This is a genomic window from Zunongwangia sp. SCSIO 43204, from assembly GCF_019904275.1.
In the GTDB taxonomy this organism is placed as follows: domain Bacteria; phylum Bacteroidota; class Bacteroidia; order Flavobacteriales; family Flavobacteriaceae; genus Zunongwangia; species Zunongwangia mangrovi.
Window position 1 is genome coordinate 1,691,665 of record NZ_CP063204.1, and the last position, 20,591, is coordinate 1,712,255.

Annotated in this window: 15 protein-coding genes; 11 read left to right on the forward strand and 4 right to left on the reverse strand. The window is 37.2% G+C overall.

Features of this window, described 5'->3' with window-relative positions; genetic code table 11:
• Nucleotides 1–9: 9 nt before the first annotated feature.
• Genes INR75_RS07495 through hemL form a run of 4 tightly spaced genes read left to right on the forward strand, consistent with a single transcriptional unit; the run spans nt 10 to nt 3,475 of the window.
• Nucleotides 10–336: a hypothetical protein gene (locus tag INR75_RS07495; protein WP_223091873.1), complete on the forward strand. Its 327-nt coding sequence runs from the start codon at nt 10–12 to the stop codon at nt 334–336.
• A 39-nt stretch (nt 337–375) separates the two neighbouring features.
• A complete protein-coding gene (locus INR75_RS07500; RefSeq protein ID WP_223091420.1) occupies nt 376–1,335 on the forward strand; it encodes a 1-aminocyclopropane-1-carboxylate deaminase/D-cysteine desulfhydrase in 960 nt (319 codons plus the stop codon).
• Between the two features lies 1 nt (nt 1,336).
• Entirely contained in the window at nt 1,337–2,170 is an 834-nt protein-coding gene (locus tag INR75_RS07505) for a glucosaminidase domain-containing protein (RefSeq protein WP_223091421.1), read from the forward strand.
• A gap of 12 nt (nt 2,171–2,182) precedes the next feature.
• Nucleotides 2,183–3,475 carry a glutamate-1-semialdehyde 2,1-aminomutase gene (hemL, locus tag INR75_RS07510; RefSeq protein WP_223091422.1) on the forward strand — a complete coding sequence of 431 codons (1,293 nt, stop codon included), beginning with the start codon at nt 2,183–2,185 and terminating at the stop codon, nt 3,473–3,475.
• A 512-nt stretch (nt 3,476–3,987) separates the two neighbouring features.
• Here hemL and INR75_RS07515 read toward each other — a convergent pair.
• Nucleotides 3,988–5,499: a GH3 auxin-responsive promoter family protein gene (locus INR75_RS07515; protein ID WP_223091423.1), complete on the reverse strand. Its 1,512-nt coding sequence runs from the start codon at nt 5,497–5,499 to the stop codon at nt 3,988–3,990.
• A 113-nt stretch (nt 5,500–5,612) separates the two neighbouring features.
• On the opposite strand from INR75_RS07515, the gene INR75_RS07520 reads away from it, so the two are divergent.
• Together INR75_RS07520 and INR75_RS07525 are read left to right on the forward strand one after the other, a co-directional pair.
• Entirely contained in the window at nt 5,613–6,407 is a 795-nt protein-coding gene (locus INR75_RS07520) for a DUF2797 domain-containing protein (protein ID WP_223091874.1), read from the forward strand.
• A 10-nt stretch (nt 6,408–6,417) separates the two neighbouring features.
• On the forward strand, nt 6,418–6,978 hold the full coding sequence (locus INR75_RS07525; RefSeq protein ID WP_223091424.1) for a sugar O-acetyltransferase: 561 nt from the start codon (nt 6,418–6,420) through the stop codon (nt 6,976–6,978).
• A 244-nt stretch (nt 6,979–7,222) separates the two neighbouring features.
• Here INR75_RS07525 and INR75_RS07530 read toward each other — a convergent pair whose 3' ends face one another.
• The gene (locus tag INR75_RS07530; protein WP_223091425.1) at nt 7,223–9,919 is read right to left on the reverse strand and encodes an AsmA family protein; all 2,697 of its coding nucleotides are present in this window, start codon (nt 9,917–9,919) and stop codon (nt 7,223–7,225) included.
• 48 nt (nt 9,920–9,967) lie between these two features.
• Complete coding sequence (locus tag INR75_RS07535; protein ID WP_223091426.1) at nt 9,968–10,672, reverse strand: queuosine precursor transporter; 705 nt, start codon at nt 10,670–10,672, stop codon at nt 9,968–9,970.
• A gap of 110 nt (nt 10,673–10,782) precedes the next feature.
• On the opposite strand from INR75_RS07535, the gene folK reads away from it, so the two are divergent.
• On the forward strand, nt 10,783–11,913 hold the full coding sequence (folK, locus tag INR75_RS07540) for a 2-amino-4-hydroxy-6-hydroxymethyldihydropteridine diphosphokinase (protein WP_223091427.1): 1,131 nt from the start codon (nt 10,783–10,785) through the stop codon (nt 11,911–11,913).
• Nucleotides 11,914–12,156: 243 nt separating this feature from the next.
• On the opposite strand, the gene INR75_RS07545 is transcribed toward folK, so the two are convergent.
• Nucleotides 12,157–12,726, reverse strand: coding sequence for an RNA methyltransferase (locus tag INR75_RS07545; protein WP_223091428.1), 570 nt, complete (start codon nt 12,724–12,726; stop codon nt 12,157–12,159).
• Nucleotides 12,727–12,974: 248 nt separating this feature from the next.
• Here INR75_RS07545 and INR75_RS07550 point away from each other — a divergent pair, with 248 nt between their 5' ends.
• The 4 genes from INR75_RS07550 (at nt 12,975) to INR75_RS07565 (ending at nt 20,445) form a co-directional block, all read left to right on the forward strand.
• Nucleotides 12,975–16,214, forward strand: a complete 3,240-nt coding sequence (locus INR75_RS07550) for a S41 family peptidase (protein WP_223091429.1) — start codon at nt 12,975–12,977, stop codon at nt 16,212–16,214.
• Nucleotides 16,215–16,381: 167 nt separating this feature from the next.
• On the forward strand, nt 16,382–18,211 hold the full coding sequence (locus INR75_RS07555) for an ABC transporter ATP-binding protein (RefSeq protein WP_223091430.1): 1,830 nt from the start codon (nt 16,382–16,384) through the stop codon (nt 18,209–18,211).
• 74 nt (nt 18,212–18,285) lie between these two features.
• Complete coding sequence (locus tag INR75_RS07560) at nt 18,286–19,197, forward strand: alpha/beta hydrolase (RefSeq protein ID WP_223091431.1); 912 nt, start codon at nt 18,286–18,288, stop codon at nt 19,195–19,197.
• A 3-nt stretch (nt 19,198–19,200) separates the two neighbouring features.
• Entirely contained in the window at nt 19,201–20,445 is a 1,245-nt protein-coding gene (locus INR75_RS07565; RefSeq protein WP_223091432.1) for an ATP-binding cassette domain-containing protein, read from the forward strand.
• Nucleotides 20,446–20,591: the final 146 nt, after the last annotated feature.

Sequence of the window (20,591 nt, forward strand, 5' to 3'; positions counted from 1 at the left end):
TTGAAGATTATGATTTTGGTGTATAAACATATTTTAGGCAAGAATTTTATTGCCGTTACCATCTGGCCTGTAATTGTTGTGAAAAATGCAGATTATAAGCAGGATGAGATGTTGCTGAATCATGAAAAAATTCACCTGCGTCAGCAGTTAGAGCTTTTGGTGATTTTCTTCTATATTTTTTATACTGCGGAATTTATCTTTAGATGGATAAAATATAAAAACGCAATGACCGCTTATCGAAACATCAGTTTTGAGGTTGAAGCATACACGCAAGAAAAAGATGAAGACTACTTAAGGTCGAGAAAAGCTTTTTCTTTCCTAAAATATTATCGCTAAATTCTTTGCAGCGATTTTAGCCTTTCTCATCTTTGCATTATGAATGCTGCGGAAAACATCGAGTCGATATTCGATAAAAATGAACCTGTTTTTTCTAGGAACGATTTTATTAAAAAGTTTGAAGAGAAGAATATTGAAGTCTGGTTAAAACGAGAAGATCTTCTGCATCCTGAAGTTTCTGGAAATAAATTCAGAAAGCTTAAATACAATGTTCTAGAAGCAAAAAAGCTTCAAAAACAACTAATTTTGACCTTTGGTGGTGCATTTTCTAATCATATTGCCGCCACAGCTGCGGCCGGAAAGTTGTATGGCATTCCTACAATCGGAGTGATTAGAGGAGAAGAGCTTGCCAAAAATCTTCAGCAAACACTAAGATCGAATCCAACTTTAAAATTTGCTTCATCATGCGGAATGGATTTTCATTTTGTATCGCGAGAAGATTTCCGAAGAAAAAATGATCCAGATTTTATCGAATCTCTGTATGCTGAATTCGCAGATTTTTATCTGGTGCCAGAAGGTGGAACTAACGAGTTTGCTATAAAAGGTTGCGAAGAGATGTTAAGCGAAGAAGATAAGAATTTTGATCTTATTTGTGTAGCAGCGGGTACTGGCGGAACGGCTTCAGGATTAATAAATACTTCAGGTGAAAATCAAAAGGTTTTGGTATTTTCAGCATTAAAAGGTGATTTTCTAAAAGACGAAATTGGTCGTTTCAGCAATAAAAAAAACTGGACACTCGTTAGCGATGAGCATTTTGGTGGTTATGCTAAAATAAATGAAGAGCTGGTAAGTTTTATAAACGAATTTAAAACCGAATTCGGCATTCAACTAGATCCTGTTTACACCGGCAAAATGATGTTTGGCATTTTCGAAATGATCAAAAAAAATCAAGTTCCTGAAAATTCCCGTATTTTAGCGATCCATACGGGCGGTTTGCAGGGGATATCAGGGATGAACCGCCGATTGGAGAAAAAGAAAATGAGTTTAATAATTGAATAATATGAGGTTAAAACCTTGTCTGATTTTGATGGTTTTTGCACTTTTTATGGCTTCCTGCGGAAGTAAAAAAAAGGTGACTACGCGTAAAAACCGAAAGGATAGAAATGAAGCGGTAATTAATAACCGTAATCAGGGAAATAGAAATACAGAAACTCCGGCTGAAGTGGTTGATGCTGAAACGATGCCGGTAAGAACCTACGATTTTACCGTAGAAAATTATATTGCAGATTATGCGCCTATTGCGCAACAGGAAATGCGATTGTATAAAGTTCCAGCCAGTATTACTTTGGCGCAGGGAATTTTAGAATCGGGTTCTGGGAAAGGAAGATTAGCGCAGCAGGCCAATAATCATTTTGGGATTAAATGTCACGATTGGAAAGGCGCTAAGATCTATCATGACGACGATCGTAACCAGGAATGTTTTAGAAAATATAAACATCCAAAATATTCCTTTAGAGATCACTCTTTATTTTTAGCTGAACGTCGCAGGTATGCCGAGCTTTTCGATTTAGATGAAGATGATTATAAAGGCTGGGCAAAAGGATTGCGCCAGGCCGGTTATGCAACAGATCGCCGATATCCACAAAAATTGATCGATCTTATAGAACGTTACGAATTATACCGCTATGACGCCGATGTTTTAGAGCGTCCTTCCCCAAGTTATACGACCACTTTTGAAGCTAAAGGGGATAGTTATATCGTGAAAAAAGGAGATACGTTATATTCAATTTCCAAACGCTACAACACCACGGTAGAAGAAATTAAGCGACTAAATAATCTAAGCGGAACCAATATCGACATTGGCCAAACCTTATTAGTAAAAGAAAGAAGATAAAAATTGCAACATATGATTTATCAAAGAAGTAGTGCCTTGTTTGCTGAAGCGAAAAAAGTAATTCCGGGCGGAGTAAACTCGCCAGTTAGAGCTTTTAAAGCTGTAGGAGGAGATCCTGTTTTTATAGAAAAAGCAGAAGGTGCTTATATTTATGATGAAGACGGAAATAAACTGATCGATTATATTAATTCTTGGGGACCAATGATTCTTGGTCATGCGCATAAACCTGTGGTAGATGCCGTGATCGAAAGAGCCAAAAAAGGGACTTCCTTTGGAACGCCTACAGAAATTGAAACCAAAATCGCCGAATTAGCGGTGAAAATGGTGCCAAATATCGATAAGATCAGGATGGTAAATTCGGGTACCGAGGCTTGTATGAGTGCGGTAAGATTAGCCAGAGGATTTACAGGGAAAGAAAAGATCATCAAGTTTGCTGGTTGTTATCACGGGCATAGCGATTCGTTTTTAATTCAGGCGGGTAGTGGAGCGATGACTTTTGGAACCCCAAACAGCCCGGGAGTTACCCAGGGAACAGCAAAAGATACCTTGCTTGCAGCTTATAATGATTTGGATGGTGTGAAGCAGATCGTAGATCAAAATAAAGATGAAATTGCCTGTATTATCGTAGAGCCTGTACCGGGAAATATGGGATGTATTCCACCTGCTGAAGGATTTTTGGAAGGATTAAGAGAACTATGTAATGAAACCGGAATTTTACTGATTTTCGATGAGGTAATGACTGGTTTTAGATTAGCTGCCGGAGGTGTACAGGAACGATTGGGAATCAATGCTGATATAGTATGTTTTGGGAAAGTAATTGGTGGAGGTTTACCTGTTGGTGCTTTCGCTGCCCGAAATGAAATTATGGATTATCTGGCACCGGTTGGGCCGGTTTATCAAGCAGGAACTTTAAGTGGGAATCCGTTGGCGATGGCTGCCGGATTAGCAATGTTAACCGAGTTATCTGAGAATCCTGAAATTTTTAAAAGTATCGATAAAAAAACCGAATATCTTCATGAAGGAATGGAGAAAGTATTGAAAGAAAACGGCGTAAAACATACGATAAATCGTGTGGGCTCGATGATTTCAGTACATTTTTCTGAAGATGCGGTAAGCGATTTTGCTTCTTCTGCGGAGGCTGCTAAAAACGGTAAGTTCAATAAGTTTTTCCACGGAATGTTAGAAAACGGAATTTATATCGCACCAAGTGCTTTTGAAACCTGGTTTATAAGTGATGCGTTGAGCTATGAAGATCTTGATAAAACGATCGCAGCGGTTGAAAAAGTAACCAAAGATTTTGACTAATATCGATTTTATATAAAACCAACCGGCTTTTTGAGTTTCAGAATGCCGGTTTTTTCGTTTTTGAGGATTAATTTAATGAGACTTTTCGTTTTTAAAACAGCAAACCTCACAGGTTTTAGAAACCTGTGAGGTTTATTTATTGGCACCGCCAAAGGGTATAGGTACTTTACTTGCGATAGATAATAATCAAGATTGTATAATTTCAAAGCTTATTTTAAAAAGCTGACTGCTTTAGAAAACTGCCTACTGCGACTGCTTACTACTAACTGAAAAGAATTTCTCGATACAATAAATTTCTCCATTGCATTCTGAAATTTGCCACTCGAAGTGACATTCAATTAACTTATAAGTTTGAGTCGATTGGATAGTTTAAGAGCTTATAGAAAGATGAGATTCCGAGTCAAGCAAGGAATGAAAACAGTTTAAAATTAGCTTTTAGCTGACTGCTAATTGCTGAAAGCTGAAAGCTTGAACTTAATAACTGTACACCGTAAACCGTTAACTAAAAACTTCTACATCATCCCCAATAATTCCTCTACATAATCCCTTGAATTCGATAGTCTTGGGATCTTATGCTGGCCACCGAGTTTTCCGTTTTTCTTTAACCAGTCGTGAAATAATTTTTCTCGTGCAACATGAATTTTAGGCGCATTAAGCGTCATATTCAAATAGCGCTTTGCTTCGTAGTCGCTGTTTACCTGCTGTAGCGCTAAATCTAGATCTGCATTAAACTCGTCCATCGATTTTGGTGGGTGTTTAAATTCAATGATCCACTCGTGCGCGCCTTTTTCTTTTCCTTCCATAAAAACAGGAGCAGCCGTATAGTCTACAATTTCACAATTATTAGTAAGTGAGGCTTTTTTTAGCGCAGTTTCAGCATTTTCAATAATTAATTCCTCACCAAAAACATTGATATGATGTTTAGTTCTGCCCGAAACTTTAATTCGGTATGGGTTGGTTGAGGTAAACCTTACGGTGTCGCCCACTTTGTAGCGCCATAGTCCGGCGTTTGTGGTAATAACGATGGCGTAATTCTTACCAATCTCGACTTCAGATAAAGGAATAATTTTTTCGGCTTCACTTCCGTAGTTATCCATTGGGATAAACTCATAAAAAATTCCGTAGTCCAACATCAATAACATTTCCTTGTTATCGTTTTGATCCTGGCAGGCAAAAAAACCTTCCGAAGCATTATAGATCTCGTAATATCTAAAATCTTCGTTAGGAAGGATCTTTTGATATTGTGCCGCATAAGGATCGAAGCTTACACCACCATGGAAATAAACTTCAATATTTCTCCAAACTTCAAAAATGCTTTCTTTACCGGTATGTTCTAAAACATTATTCAACAAAACAAGCATCCAGGAAGGCACGCCGGCAAGACTGGTTACATTTTCCTGAACTGTTTCCCGTACGATAGCGCCCATTTTAGTTTCCCAATCGTGCATTAGCGAAACTTCGTTACTGGGCGTACTACTAAATTCTGCCCAAAAAGGCATATTATCGATTAGGATGGCCGAGAGATCACCAAAACTAGTTCCGTTTTCGCGATAAATTTCTTTACTTCCACCAAGTCGCAAACTCTTTCCTGTAAACATCTGCGACTCTGGATTGTTATTTAAGTACATGCAAAGCAAGTCTTTCCCAGCGGCATAATGGCAATCTTCCAGCGAATCTTCGCTAACCGGGATAAACTTACTTTTAGCATTGGTAGTTCCGCTGGATTTTGCAAACCATTTTATAGGTGTAGGCCAAAAAATATTGGTTTCTCCCTGCCGACTTCTCTCGATGGCTTCGTAATAATTTTCGTAACAATGAAGCGGAACCCGACTAGCAAAATCACTGTAATTCTTAATTTCAGAAAAGTTGAATTTTCTGCCAATTTCAGTATTTCGAGCTTTATTAATAAGCTCTTTTAGTAGTTCTTCCTGTACCTCGTTTGGATATTTTATAAATAATTCCATTTGATGGATACGCTTCTTTAGGAACCAGGAAGCAATGGAATTTACTAATGGAATTGGCATTTATTTATTATATATTTATCAGCTCTTGGCAGAGCTTTTTGGTTGGTTGGTTAAAAATAATCGATTCTTTGAAGCCTGCAAAAACGCATCAGTTAAAAATATATGAAAAAGCTATGAGATACGAGGGTGTGCTTACCAAAATGAAAACGGAACTTTTAGACGAGGTTGAATATTACCTTGATTTTGAGAATGATTTTTTAAATCTCAATCAGCTTTTAGATAAAAATATTAGTCTTAATTTTTTACGTTTTCAGTGTTTGAATTGTGGGCAGCAAAAGAAAATTTTTCGCCAGGGATTTTGTTATGATTGCTTTAGCTCGATCCCGCAAGCAGGAGACTGGATTATGAAGCCAGAACTAAGTAAAGCACATTTAGACCAGGAAGATCGTGATCTCGAATTCGAGAAAAGCGTGCAGCTGCAACCTCATATCGTGTATTTAGCAAATTCCAGCAATGTAAAGGTTGGGGTAACCCGTAAAACACAGGTGCCTACAAGATGGATCGACCAGGGTGCGCACGAGGCGATCGAAATTGCTGAATTGCCTAATCGTTATTTAGCCGGAATTACTGAAGTTGCGCTAAAGGATCATGTTTCAGATAAAACTAATTGGCGCAAGATGCTTACCAACGATATTTTGGATTTAAATCTTGAAGAAGAACGCGAAAAACTGAAAGATTTTATTCCTGAAGAAGCCAAAGCTTACTTTTTAGCCGATCAAAAAGAGACAGAAATTAAGTTTCCGGTAAAACAATTTCCGAAGAAAATAAAGACCTTAAATCTTACAAAATCGCCTTTTTACCAAGGGAAATTAAAAGGCATAAAAGGACAATATCTTTTGTTTGAGGACGGAACCGTTTTTAACGTAAGAGCTCACGAAGGTTTTGTGGTAGAAATACAGGTAAGTTAATGCTTAAATCATGAAATCTGAAAAGGAAAAAATGCTTGCCGGTGAACTGTATTTCGCCGGAGACCAAGAACTGACTAACGAGCGACTGAAAGCTCGCGAGTTGATGAAAAAGTATAATTCCTGCCCAGAAGCTGAATCTGAACAACTAAAATCTATCCTTAGGGAATTAATTCCTAAGGGTGGAAAAGGATTGTTTATTCAACCGCCATTTTACTGCGATTACGGCTATAATATTAAAACCGGAAACGGAGTTTATTTCAATTTTAATTGTGTTATTTTAGACGGAATGGAAGTGAAAATTGGCTCCAGAAGTATGTTTGGTCCCAATGTGCAAATCTACACGGCTTCGCATCCATTAAACGCAAAAGAGCGTGCCTCGATGCTCGAATTTTCTAAAGCTATAGAAATTGGTGAAGACGTTTGGGTTGGTGGGAATGTGACGATTTGCCCCGGAGTTAAAATTGGAAATCGTGCAGTTATTGGTGCGGGAAGTGTAGTGACTAAAGACATCCCAGAAGATGTTTTTGCTGCCGGAAATCCTTGTAAAGTGATAAAACAGATCGAGCAATAGGTGTTTTTTCTTCAATACCATAATTATCAATAAGAGATAAATTTCAAATAAAGAAAACCTCACAGGTTTTAGAAACCTGTGAGGTTTATTCAAGATATTCTTATTTAACGTGATCAAATACAAATCAATATTCTATAATTTTAGCACTTATTTTTAAGTCCGAAAGCTAACAGCAAAAAGCTTTTATGCTAATTGATTTTTGCAAACCTGCGAACCGAGACTGCCCACTGCCAACTTTATCTTTTTACTGCGCAGTGTCTTTCTTCTTTTTATTTCTATTCAGCAGTCCACCTAAAATAGATTTTGCGGCATCTTCTATTTTTTTCTCCTGAGTTTTTGTTGAATCAACTTTTGTTTGCGGCTTTGTAGTCGCTGTACTATCTGTAGCTGTTTGCTGATTTTGGTCGTTTTTGCCCAGTTGTTTATTGATAAGATCGTTTAAAGCGTTTTTACCTTTGTCTTTTAGGTTATTTTTTTGCTCTTCAACAATCTTTGAGGTTAAATTATTAATCGCCTGCTGCATATTCAGGTTAATTTGCGGACTTCGAAAAGTTCCACTCAAACCAACAGGAATTTCAACTTTGGTGTTTTGTAGAGTTGATCCGCTAAGCTGACTTAAGGTGTTTCCTACCTGATTTCCTAAATATTTCGCCGGAACATCCAGATTTAGCTTATAATTCATATTCATATCAAAACCATGGCTTCCAGAAATTTGCACTAAAACATCCTTAATTTTGAAATCGAATGGCTGAATATTTACCGCTCCATTATCAAAAGACAGTTTCGTTTTAAGATTGTTTAGATCTAAGTTATCTAGATCGATAAAACTAAGCTGACTGTCCAATTTCGACAATAATGGCATTTTCTCTGGATTAACATCAGCCGTTAAGATTTGTGCCAGAGCATCACCGGCTAAACTGGTTAGAATTGGCGTAAGATCATTATTAAGGTTTCCTTTTAAATTTAAGTTTGTCTGGATTTTACCCTGCAGTGCGTTGGCGATTGGCGCCAGTCCCTGCATTAATTCTAATCCGTTAAAAGATTCAGCAATACTAATCGCATTTAGATCTAACGACATATCGAAAGTCGGCGTTTCCGTTTTTGTAGAAACATTACCATTAACGGCAATATTTCCGTTGAATATGTCTGAAGTTATATTTTGCAATGTTGCGGTTTCATCACGAATAATCAGTTTCCCTTTTGCGTTCGTAAGTTTCAGATTATCGTATAGAATGTTATTCGCGTTGAAAGTAAGTGCAACGTCAAGGAAAGACGGAATTTTTATTGCTTCTTCTCCCGTTATTACTTTTTCGGTTTTAGGTGTTTCAGACGTATTTTCTTCGGAAGTTGCCACCGGCTTTTCTTCAGTTTGAGCCACCATAAAATCGTTTACCGCAAAGGTGTTGGATTTTACATTGAAGTCACCTTTTAATTCCTGATCGGTAAACAGGAAGCCCATTAAATTCTGAATAAAACCTGTTGCCTGCAAATCGGTTTTTCCGGTAGTTAAATTCAGTTCAGGAACAGAAACATTACCCTGAGTCAAATTCACTCTAGCGCTGGAAATTTTTATTTCATTCGGAATTTCAGGTGATTTATAACTGAAATTTTTGATTGCTGCCGTACCACTACTCTTTACGTTTTGATATTGCTCTTTTTCGATGCTGTTCATATCAAAACTTGTAGAAGCATCCACGGTTAAAATTCCGTTTAGATCTAGATCCATATCCAAAGGATAAGCTTTATCGAGATTCGCTAAATTTAGCGTTCCATCTAAATCAAGATCAACAAGCATGTTGCCCATCAAGTTTTTCACACTTCCGTTAGCTGCAAAACGATCCTGATCGATCCTAAATTTTACATTATTAAAAGTTAGGTAAGTATCTTCTACAATTCCTGTTTCATTTAAAACGCGCAAATCAAGATTAATATCTTCAACACTTTTTGGTAAATCTGGATATTTGAAAGAAGCGTTATTTGAAGTTACTTTAATATCTAATTTCGGAATATAAGTTTCGTTCGCCGTTCCTTTTATCATTCCATCGACCACAAAATCACCTTTGGTTTCTACATTTTCGATATTCTTGGCGTAAACTTCAGGAATCACAGCCAGAAAGTTCTTAAAGTCAGATGATGGTGTTTTAAACGTTAAATCAATATTAGTGTCGTCCCCATCAACCTGAACAAATCCGTCAAAAGTTAAGGGTAATTGATTGATATGCGCTTCGTTTTCAAGGAACGTATATTTCATGTTTTCCAGATCCATTTGGATTACGGCATCAAGATCAACTCTATTTCGACTTAAATAATTTATGCTATCAAATTCAAAAGAAACGATCGCTTCAGTATCGGTATCTAATTCGGTTTGATCTAAAGAAAAATCTCCGGTTCCCTGGTGATTTAACTCTTCCAGTCTTAAGGCCATTTTGGCGCCTTTATCGATATAATTTAATCGTGAATTATTGATCTCGTAATGCTGAAGATCTAAACTGAAACCTCCTGTAGTATCTGCAGGAGTTGTTGTGGTCGAAGTCGAATCTACTTTTGCAATATCGTAATTAGCTCTTCCCAAAGAATCCACCAAAATATTGATATAAGCATTATTAACATTGAATTCATCAATACGTTTTGCCTCGTCGCTACCTTTAAAAAGTTCTTTGATGCTCATTTGCAGGGTAACTTCTTCAACATCGGCAAGTGTATCACCTTCAAATGGAGCATTGTTTATTACGCTCACGTCGTTTAATACCACCGTTGCATCTGGGAAACTTCTAAATAAACTTAAGTCGAGTTCAGCAAATTCAACTTTAGCATTTACATTATTATTAATCGTCTTTTTAACGAAATTCTCTATTTGAGACGAAAATAAAAACGGCGCTGCAATTAGTAAAACTATAATTACAAGCAGTGTGATCCCTATAATTTTAAATACTTTTTTCATCGTAACTAAGGTTAAGTAGTAGTAATTTTTCAGGATATGATTCCCGAATTAGTCTTCTTCTAAGACAATTTCTTCGCCTTCGGCCAGTTTAAAGCGCTTTCTCATTGCATATACCGCCGCATATAAAAAAGGAGTGTCGCAAATCGCAACAATCACTTTAAATAAAAATCCGCTTAACAAAAGTGCTCCAAAACGATCCCATTCAATTTTATTAAAACTACACAGCAAAAACAGTACAGAAAACGTATCTACAAACTGGGATAGAAAGGTCGAAAAGTTATTTCTAATCCAAAGATGTTTTCCTTTGGTGAGTTTTTTCCAAAAATGAAAAAGCTGGATATCGATGTATTGCGCCAGTAAATAAGCCAGCATCGAAGCAATTACAGCAATAGCGGTTGCGCCAAAAACGGTTTTAAAAAGCTCGTCCCCAATTGGCGACCAATCTGTAGCCGGTACAGCATCTGCGGTATAAACGATCAATAAAGAAAAGAGCGAGGCAAAGATCCCGGCGGTCACTATCTGGTTGGCTTTCTTTTTCCCATACACCTCACTAATAATATCGGTAATTAAAAACGTAACAGGATATGGCAAAATACCCACTGAAATCTCGAAAGTATAAATGCCGAAAAAATCCCAGCTAAAAAACTTCTGAAATATCAAATTTGAAACTACCAGTGATGCAATGAACAAAGCGGCCAGAATCAGGTAAAATCTATACGCCGTGAGTTTATCTTTTAAGTAGAGTTTTGCCAAATTATTTTTTTAAAATACTTCCCCACAAAATTAAGGGTATGTGCATTTGTTTTGCTTAATTTGCTGTGAAATTATAGCAGATTCCTTATTAAACTTTTCTTAATTACAGTTTGAAATCCCCTAAGATAGTACATATAGCGCTGGGAAGCAATGAAGGAGAGCGTTTTGAGATTTTACAAAATGCCGTTAACAAGATCTTTGAAGAGATTGGTGAGATCGAACAAATTTCTTCGGTTTATGAAACACCGGCCTGGGGTTTTACAGGAAATGCTTTTCTTAATGCCTGTATTGCTGTTTCTACCCGTTTTACTGCGGAAGATGTGCTACGGAAGTTATTAGCGATCGAAGCTCATTTTGGAAGAAAAAGAACGGAAGCTAAAAATTACCAAAATCGAACATTAGATCTTGATGTTTTATTGTTTGAAGATGAAGTATGCGAAACTGAAATTTTAACGCTGCCTCATCCACAAATTCAGCATCGGCGTTTCGTATTGCAGCCGTTAAATGATATTGCTTCGAACGAAATTCATCCCGTACTGAAAAAGAAAATTCAGCAATTATTACTTGAAGTAAAAGATGATGCTGAATTATCGAAAATCGATACAAAGCTAAAAGTACCAAAGATCACAAATAAATTTAGCTCGTGTAATTATATCGCGGTAGAAGGAAATATTGGAGCCGGGAAAACCAGTTTCTCCACCATGGTTTCTCAAGATTTTAACGCGAAGCTTATTTTAGAACGTTTTAAAGACAATCCTTTTTTACCCAAATTCTACGAAGACCAGGAGCGTTATGCTTTTTCTTTAGAAATGTCTTTTTTGGCCGATCGTTATCAGCAATTATCTGATGATTTAGCGCAATATGATTTGTTTAAAGACTTTGTAATTTCAGATTATGATGTTTTTAAATCGTTAATCTTTGCTAAAATTACGCTTGAAGAAGACGAATATTCGCTGTATCAAAAGTTGTTTCATTTAATGTACAAAGAACTGGTAAAACCAGACCTGTACATTTATCTCTATCAAAATACCGAAAGATTACTTCAGAATATCAAAAAAAGAGGTCGGGAATACGAGCAAAATATTCAACCTGAATATTTGATGAACATTAATAAAAGCTATCTCTCTTTTATAAAATCTCAAACCAACATGAAAGTCCAGATCATTGATATTTCTGAAATGGATTTTGTGAATAATAGAGCAGATTATTTAAAGCTACTGAAGGAAATTGAGTTAAAGTAGTAGTTCACAGTTCACAGGGGGTGGACTATTGTCTTTCCGTGCTTGACACGGAATCTCATTAAACGAGATGAGATGCTGAATCAAGTTCAGCATGACGAAAAAAATTATCTGGAAAATATGAGGCAATACTCATATCAAAAAAACACGTTCAAAATTCAAAATTTTCCACCCAACTCTTGAATCTCTATTTTCTAAGATCTAACTTCTATAAGCAAAGCGATCTAAATAAAACAGCTAACTAAATTAATGTCCATGCCCGCCAGCAGCACTATAATCCGCGGCTTTTAGTTTTGAATATAGATCCCATAAAATTACACCTGTACTTACTGAAATATTTAAAGAATGTTTGCTTCCGGCCTGGGGGATTTCAATTACACCATCACTTGCTGAAACTACTTTTTGTTGCACTCCTTTAACTTCATTCCCAAAAATTACAGCGATTTTTTCGCCAATTTCAGGTTTAAAGTCATTAAGCATTACAGCACCTTCAGCCTGTTCTATAGAAAATACTTTTACGTTGTCTTCTTTCAGTTTTTCAACCAAAGTCAGTGTGTCTTCAACATGTTCCCAAACTACGGTTTCGGTAGCGCCAAGTGCGGTTTTTTGAATGTCTTTGTGTGGTGGTTTGGCGGTAATTCCGCATAAATAAACTTTCTCGATCAAAAACGCATCGGCAGTTCTAAACACAGATCCAATGTTATTCAGACTTCTAATATTGTCCAGAATAACGATAATTGGTGTTTTTTTAGCTTCTTTAAATTCTTCAACCGATTTACGATTAAGCTCGCTGTTTTTGATCTTTCTGTTCTTCATGCCGCAAAAATAAAAATATTTGTCGGCTTTAACACCCATAACATTCTAGATACAATTTCAGAATTAATAACTGAAAACCGAATTTTTAAAAATCTTGAGCCGATTTTATCGAAATTCAGCAAAAAATAAATCTTTTATTAAAAACAAGAAGAAAGCAATAAATCCTGCCAGAGCATGCTATTTCGTAGCTCGGCTTTTTTTGGCATCTTTGAAAGATCAATATCACTTCAAAAATAACAATCCATAACATGAAGAAAATTCTCTTTTCACTTTTCGCGATTCTTTTGGGAATTGGGCAAAGTTTTGCTCAGGTCACTCCAAAATGGATTCGATATCAATCTATTTCTCCAGATGGGGAAACGATTGCTTTTACTTACAAAGGCAATTTATTTACGGTTGCTGCGAGTGGCGGCGATGCAAAACAGATCACATTCCATAAGGCACACGATTATATGCCGGTTTGGAGCAAAGATGGTAAGCAATTAGCATTTGCTTCAGATCGCTACGGCAATTTTGATGTTTTTGTAATGGATGCTTTGGGCGGACCGGCAACTCGGTTAACGTATCATAGTAACGACGAGCAACCTTTTAGTTTTTCCGCAGATGGTAAGTCGGTTATTTTTGGTGCCGCTCGCCAGGATTTAGCAGAACATCGCCAGTTTCCTACCAGCTATCAACCAGAATTATATAGCGTTCCTGCCAAAGGCGGACGTGTAGACCAGATTTTTACGATTCCGGCAGAATATGTTCAGGTGAGTAAAGACGGAAAAACAATGGTGTATCACGATAAAGTTGGTGGAGAAAACGAATGGCGTAAACATCATGTATCTTCGGTAACTCGTGATCTTTGGAAATACGATGTTGAAAGCGATAAGCACACGATGATAACTTCATTTAAAGGAGAAGATCGCCAGCCGATTTTTGATGATTCTGAAGAAAATTTATTCTATTTAAGTGAAGAAAGTGGCAACTTTAATATTCACAAATTAGCTTTAGGGAATCCTGGAGAATCTAAGCAATTAACCGATTTTGAAAGTTTTCCGGTACGTTTCTTAAGCTACGGAAATGGGACTTTGGCCTTTGGTTACGATGGCGAATTATACACCATGAAAGAAGATGGCGAGCCTAAAAAAGTGAATGTAACTATTAGAACGCAATCTCTAGACAATAGCGATAATTATATAAATATTAGAGATGGCGTTCAGGAAATGGAAGTTTCTCCAAACGGCAAAGAAATTGCTTTTGTAGCTCGCGGGGAAGTGTTTGTAACTTCGGTAGATGGGTCTTTAACTAAAAGAATCACCAACACGCCAAACCAGGAGCGTTTTGTATCCTTTACACCAGATGGAAAATCGGTAGTGTATTCTAGCGAGCGCGACGGTAAATGGAGTATCTATAAAACCGAAATTGTAAGAAAAGAGGAGCCATTTTTCTATGCTTCAACCTTACTTAAAGAAGAGCCGGTTATCGAAGCTGAAACCGATAGTTACATCCCAAAATATTCACCAGATGGAAAAAAGCTGGCGTATATTTCAGGAAGAAGAACTTTAAGAGTAAAGGATCTTTCTTCAGGAAAAGAGGTTGATCTTTTAACTCCAGATGATCTGTTTACCATGCGTGATGGCGATAAAGATTTTACCTGGAGCCCAGATAGCAAGTGGCTGTTAATGAGCTGGGGGAAATTATTGAGCAATAATGAAGTTTTATTACTCGCGGCAGATGGAAGTAAGCGTGAGAATTTAACTGAAAGTGGCTACCAGGATTATAATCCAAAATGGGTAAACGACGGGAAGCAAATGCTTTGGTTTAGTAATAGAAACGGACTAAAAAGTTACGCCACCAGCGGTAGAACTGAAGCTGATGTGTATTCGATGTTTTTTACGCAAGATGCTTATGATAAATTCAATATGTCTGAGGAAGATTATAAGCTAATGAAAGCTGTTGAAGAAGCTCAGAAAGCTGATAAAGACGAAGACAAAAAAGACGATAAAAAAGACAAAAAGGATAAGAAAGACGAAGAAGTTAAAGAACTTAAGTTCGATTGGGATGGCTTGGAAGAACGTAAAAAACGTCTTACCACACATTCCAGTAGTTTAAGCGATGCCGTACTTTCTAAAGACGGAGAAAAGATCTATTATCTATCTAGTTTTGAAGACAGAAACAATCTTTGGGAAACCAATCTTAGAACCGGTGAAACTAAAATGGCTGTAAAACTGAATTCCAGAGGCGGAAGTTTAGTTTGGGATAAAAAACAGGAAAATCTTTATTTATTAAGTGGCGGAAATATCTCTAAGATCGATGCAGAAAAAGGTAAATCTGAAGGAATTAAGATCGCCGGAGATATGTATTACGATGAAGATGCCGAGCGTGAAAAAATGTTCGATCATGTTTATATAAGAACAAAGAATATTTTCTACGAGCCAACATTCCACGGTAAAAATTGGGATTCTTTATATGTTCAGTATAAAAAATATCTTCCGCATATTGGAAATTCGTATGAGTTTGCTGAAATGCTTTCTGAAATGTTGGGAGAGCTTAATGTTTCGCATTCGGGAGCACGATATAGTAATCGAAGTGACGATGGTGACGAAACAGCTTCTTTAGGAATTTTTATGGATTACGATTTTGAAGGCGACGGAATTAAAATTACTGAAGTTATTAAAGGTGGGCCATTAGACAAAGCGGCTTACGATATCGAACCGGGAATGGTAATTACAGCGATCGATGGCCAAACGATCGAAAGTGATCAGGATATTGCAAAATATCTAAATCATAAAGCTAATAAATTCGTATTGTTAGAGATTAAAGATCCTGAAGCAAAAGCGCCAAAACAAATTACCATGAAGCCTATTTCTTTAGGACAGGAGCGTAGTTTATTGTACAACCGATTTGTAAGAATCAACAGAAAAGAAGTTGAAGAAAAAAGTAACGGAAAACTCGGCTACGTGCATATCCCAGGAATGAGTGACGAACCTTATCGTTCGATCTACGAAGATATGATGGGAAAATATTTTGAAACCGAAGGAGTGATCGTGGATACGCGTTTTAATGGCGGTGGAGACCTGGTTGCAGATCTTGCTACTTTCTTTACAGGAACTCCGTTTATCACATACGAAACTGAAGCTAAAGTTGTAGGAGGCGAGCCAACTTCTCGATGGACGAAGCCTACGCTTTCCTTATTTAACGAAAGTATGTATTCAGATGGGCATTGCTATGCAAGTGGATATACAGATCTAAACATTGGAACAACGATTGGAATGCCGGTACCGGGAACCTGTAGTTTTGCAGGTTGGGAAGGTCTTGCCGATGGTACACGTTGGGGTGTTGTTCCGGTGAGTGCTAAAAATAAAGCTGGAGAATGGATGGAAAATAACCAAACCGAACCAGATATCATCGTTAAAAATATGCCGGGTGTAATTAGCGAAGGTCGCGACCAACAATTAGAAAAAGGTATAGAGGTTTTATTAGATCAGGTTACTGAAGAGTAATTTTCGAAAAACCTCAAATCTTAAAAGCTCCGAATTCATTTTCGGGGCTTTTTTATTGGCATCGCCAAAAGAGCATAATGCCCCAGAGGTATTTTACTTTTCAGTCCTAAGTAAGGTTTTAGTAAATTAACAGACCATTTTTAAGAACGCACTAAAAACAATATCATTTGCCAAGACCAAAAAAGTCCTTAGAACCTAATAAGATCAATCTAAAAGAAAGTTTTGCTTCTTTAAAATTTGTACCTCGATTCTTTAAAGAGATTCGAAAAGTGAATCCTCTTTTATTTTACGCCAATATTGGTAGCCGAATTTTAAGTGCGGTGATTCCTTTAGCTTTATTATGGATTGGGAAGATCATTATTGATGAGGTTGTGGTACAGATCGATGCTGAGGTAAAAGATCTTTCCAGGTTATGGATTTTTGTTGCTGCGGAATTTGGTTTGGCGATCTTATCAGATCTTTTGAGTCGGGGAGTTTCACTGACAGATGCTTTGCTTGGTGATCAATATTCGATAGATACTTCAGTAAAAATTATTGAAAAAACAGCCGAGCTGAATTTAGATCAATTAGAAGATTCTGAATTTTATGATAAGCTGGAAAGAGCACGACGGCAAACCACCGGAAGAGTCGGTTTAATGTCTAATATTCTTACCCAGGGCGAAGATCTAATTGTGATCATTTCCCTACTTGCCGGTGTTGTTGTTTTTGAACCCTGGTTGCTCATTTTACTTGTCGTTTCAATCGTTCCAACCATTATAAATGAAATAAAATTTAGCGGTACCAGTTATTCTTTAGCGAGAAGCTGGACGCAAGAGCGCCGCGAACTCGATTATCTACGTTATGCCGGGGCAAGCGATGTTACGGCAAAAGAAGTCAAGTTATTCGGACTTTCAGGATATCTGGCAAATCGATTTAAGTCACTTTCAGATCAATATTATTTAGCGAATAAAAAACTGGCCAAAAAACGTGCAGGATGGGGTTCGGTTTTTAATGTGATTGGAACTTCGGCTTATTATGGAGCTTACTTGCTTATTGTTTACAGAACGGTTTTAGGCGTATTTAGTTTGGGGGATCTTACCTTTTTATCGGGTTCATTTAACCGTTTACGATCAAAATTGCAGGGATTTTTCACTCGTTTTACAGCAATTACAGAGAGTGCACTTTATCTTCAGGATTACTTTGAATTTCTAGATCTTAAATATGAAGACACCGTAGTAGACGGTTTACCACTTCCGAAGGAAATCAAAAAAGGATTCAGTTTTAAAAATATTGGCTTTAAATATCCAAAATCAGATAAATGGGTAGTTCGAAATATTAATTTTGAATTACGCGCCGGCGAAAAACTGGCTTTCGTGGGAGAAAATGGCGCTGGAAAAACAACATTGATCAAATTACTACTCCGTTTCTATGAACCAACTGAAGGTGAAATTCTATTAGAAGATATTCCGGTTAAGCAATACGACAAAACTCAATATCAGCAGTATTTCGGAGTTATTTTTCAGGATTTTGTAAAGTTTGAATTAACGCTTCGAGAAAATATTGCAATGGGCGATATTCGTGAAATCGACAATCAATTTAAATTAGATGCTGCAGCCAAGAAAAGTCTGGCGAATCAGGTAATCGATGATGTTCCAAAAGGATTAGATCAGCAATTAGGGAAACGATTTAAGCAGGGAAAAGATCTCTCTGGCGGGCAATGGCAAAAGATTGCGATCGCCAGGGCGTATATGAAAGATGCCGAAGTTTTGATCTTAGATGAACCAACTTCAGCATTAGATGCACGAGCAGAAACCGAAGCTTTCGATCGTTTTATAAATCTTACTAAAGGCAAAACTGCCGTGATCATTTCGCACCGCTTTAGTACGGTAAGAATTGCAGACCGAATTATGGTGCTTAAAAATGGCGCAGTTCTAGAAATCGGCACCCATGAAGAATTGATGAAAAACGATAAATTATATGCCGAATTATTTAATCTTCAGGCGGCGGGGTATCAATAGTTTTCGATTAAACTTCAAAAATGATATAGCGTGATAATTACATTTAATATCTTTATGCTAAATAATCAATTCTAATGAAAAGCTTTAGCATCCTCATACTATTTTTAAGTTTATCTGTTTCGGCACAAATCAAAACTTTACCACTTTGGCCGGAAGGGAAAATGCCTAATTACCAAAAGTCAGACGAAAAGGAAGAGATTGATGTAAACACCATTAGTTGGATCTCGAAAGTGCAGCAACCTACTTTAGAAATCTATCTTCCGCCGCAGGCTTCAGCGAACGGACAGGCAGTTTTAGTTTGTCCCGGTGGTGGTTACGCCGGCTTGGCTTACGATTGGGAAGGCACCGAAATCGCAAAATATCTAAATTCAAAAGGAATTGCAGCCGGAGTTTTAAAATACAGGTTGCCGGGTTCAGCTTCAGTAAAAGAAAATTTTAGAGCACCGATTCAGGATGCACAACGTGGTATTAGGATGCTGCGCGCAAATACTTCAGATTGGAATATCGATAAAGAGAAAGTTGGCGTAATGGGCTTTTCTGCAGGCGGACATTTAGCGTCGACTTTAGGAACGCATTTTCAGGACGCATTTTATTCAGCAATAGACGATATAGATTCCGAAGAAATTCGTCCGGATTTTATGATTTTGATCTATCCCGTAATTAGCATGGATCCAAAAATTACCCACCAGGGATCTCGCGATAATTTACTGGGCAAAAATCCAACTGCTGCATTAGAAAAACAGTTTTCTAACGATCTGCAGGTTACAGAAAATACCCCAACAACATTTATATTACATACCGGGGACGACCAGACGGTGCCGGTTGAAAATAGCCTTAGAATGTACAAGGCTTTACAAAAAAATAAGGTGCAGGCAGAAATGCATATTTACCCCAAAGGTGGTCACGGATTTTCGCTGGCAAACGGAGTTTATTACCTGGAAAGCTGGAGTGAGCGATTAACCGATTGGCTACGGAATTTGAATTAATTTATGACACATATTGCAATTTATGCAGAAGATCACAAGTTGGTTTCCCAGCTAATTGATGATCTAAAAAAGGATAAAAAAGTACCCGGATTTGAAGAATTTCAGCATAAAAAAGGATTAGAACATTCTGAAGCTGTTCTACAAGGTTTTATAAAAGAAGATCAGAAACATGGAAATTCGGTTTTAGTAAAAGATCAGGATCGCAGCTTGCGGACTTTCTCTAGTGGTGAAAAACGTAAGGCTTTACTCGAATTTTTACTGAAAAAAGAACCGGAATACCTTATTTTAGATGATCCTTTCGATTGTTTGGATGTACAATCTGTAGCGAGTTTTAAATCTAGATTGGCAGAAGTGAAGTCTGATTTTGCGATGCTGCAAATCTTTAGAAGGGAAGAAGATATTTTAGCGTTTATAGATAAGGTGCTTATTTTCGATTCAAACGGAAAAATTATTCTGAAAAATAAAACCGATTTTAGCGAAAATAAGAAGCAATTTTTAGCTGAAGTAAAAACGATTCCGCCTGCTCCTAAAGTTTTTGAAAATATTCCTGAAAGCCTTATCAAGCTGAAAGAGATTAATGTTTCTTATGAAAATCGCCCAATTTTAACGAATATCAGCTGGGAAGTGAAGCGTGGTGAATTCTGGAAACTTACCGGCCCAAACGGATCGGGAAAAACCACGATTTTGAGCATGGTTTACGGCGATAATCCCAAAGCCTACGGAGTTGATCTTTTTCTCTTCGGAAAGAAAAAAGGCAGCGGTGAATCGGTTTGGGATATCAAGAAAAAAATAGGTTATTTTTCTCCTGCTTTAACCGAAATGTTTAATCGTAGAAATACGGTTGAAGATATGGTGATCTCTGGATTGGTAGATAGCGTTGGTTTGTATCAAAAGCCAAGCGATAAGCAAAAAGCTTTGGCAAAACAATGGCTGGAAACTTTAGGTTTTCAGGAAAAAGCTAAAAAAGTATTTAACGATCTGCCCAATCTTGAAAAACGAATGCTTCTAATCGCTCGCGCCATGATTAAACATCCACCGTTGTTAATTCTGGACGAACCTTCTACAGCGCTAGACGATAAAAGTGCTTTAAAAATCACTAATCTTATCAATCAAATCGCTGCGCAAAGTGACACTGCCATTATTTATGTTTCCCACAGAAAAGAAAAAGGCTTAAATCCCGATTTTGAATACGAATTATTTCCTTCGGAAAACGGCTCGAGAGGAAAATTGGTTTCAAAAGTCAATTAACAATGAACAATTAGCAGAAAAGCTTATAGCAATCAGCTTTCAGCTAATTTTAAGTGATCGTCATTCCGTGCTTGACACGGAATCTCATCCTGATGAGATGCTGAATTAATCCAGTTTCTCATATGGATAACTTCACCATGACGAAA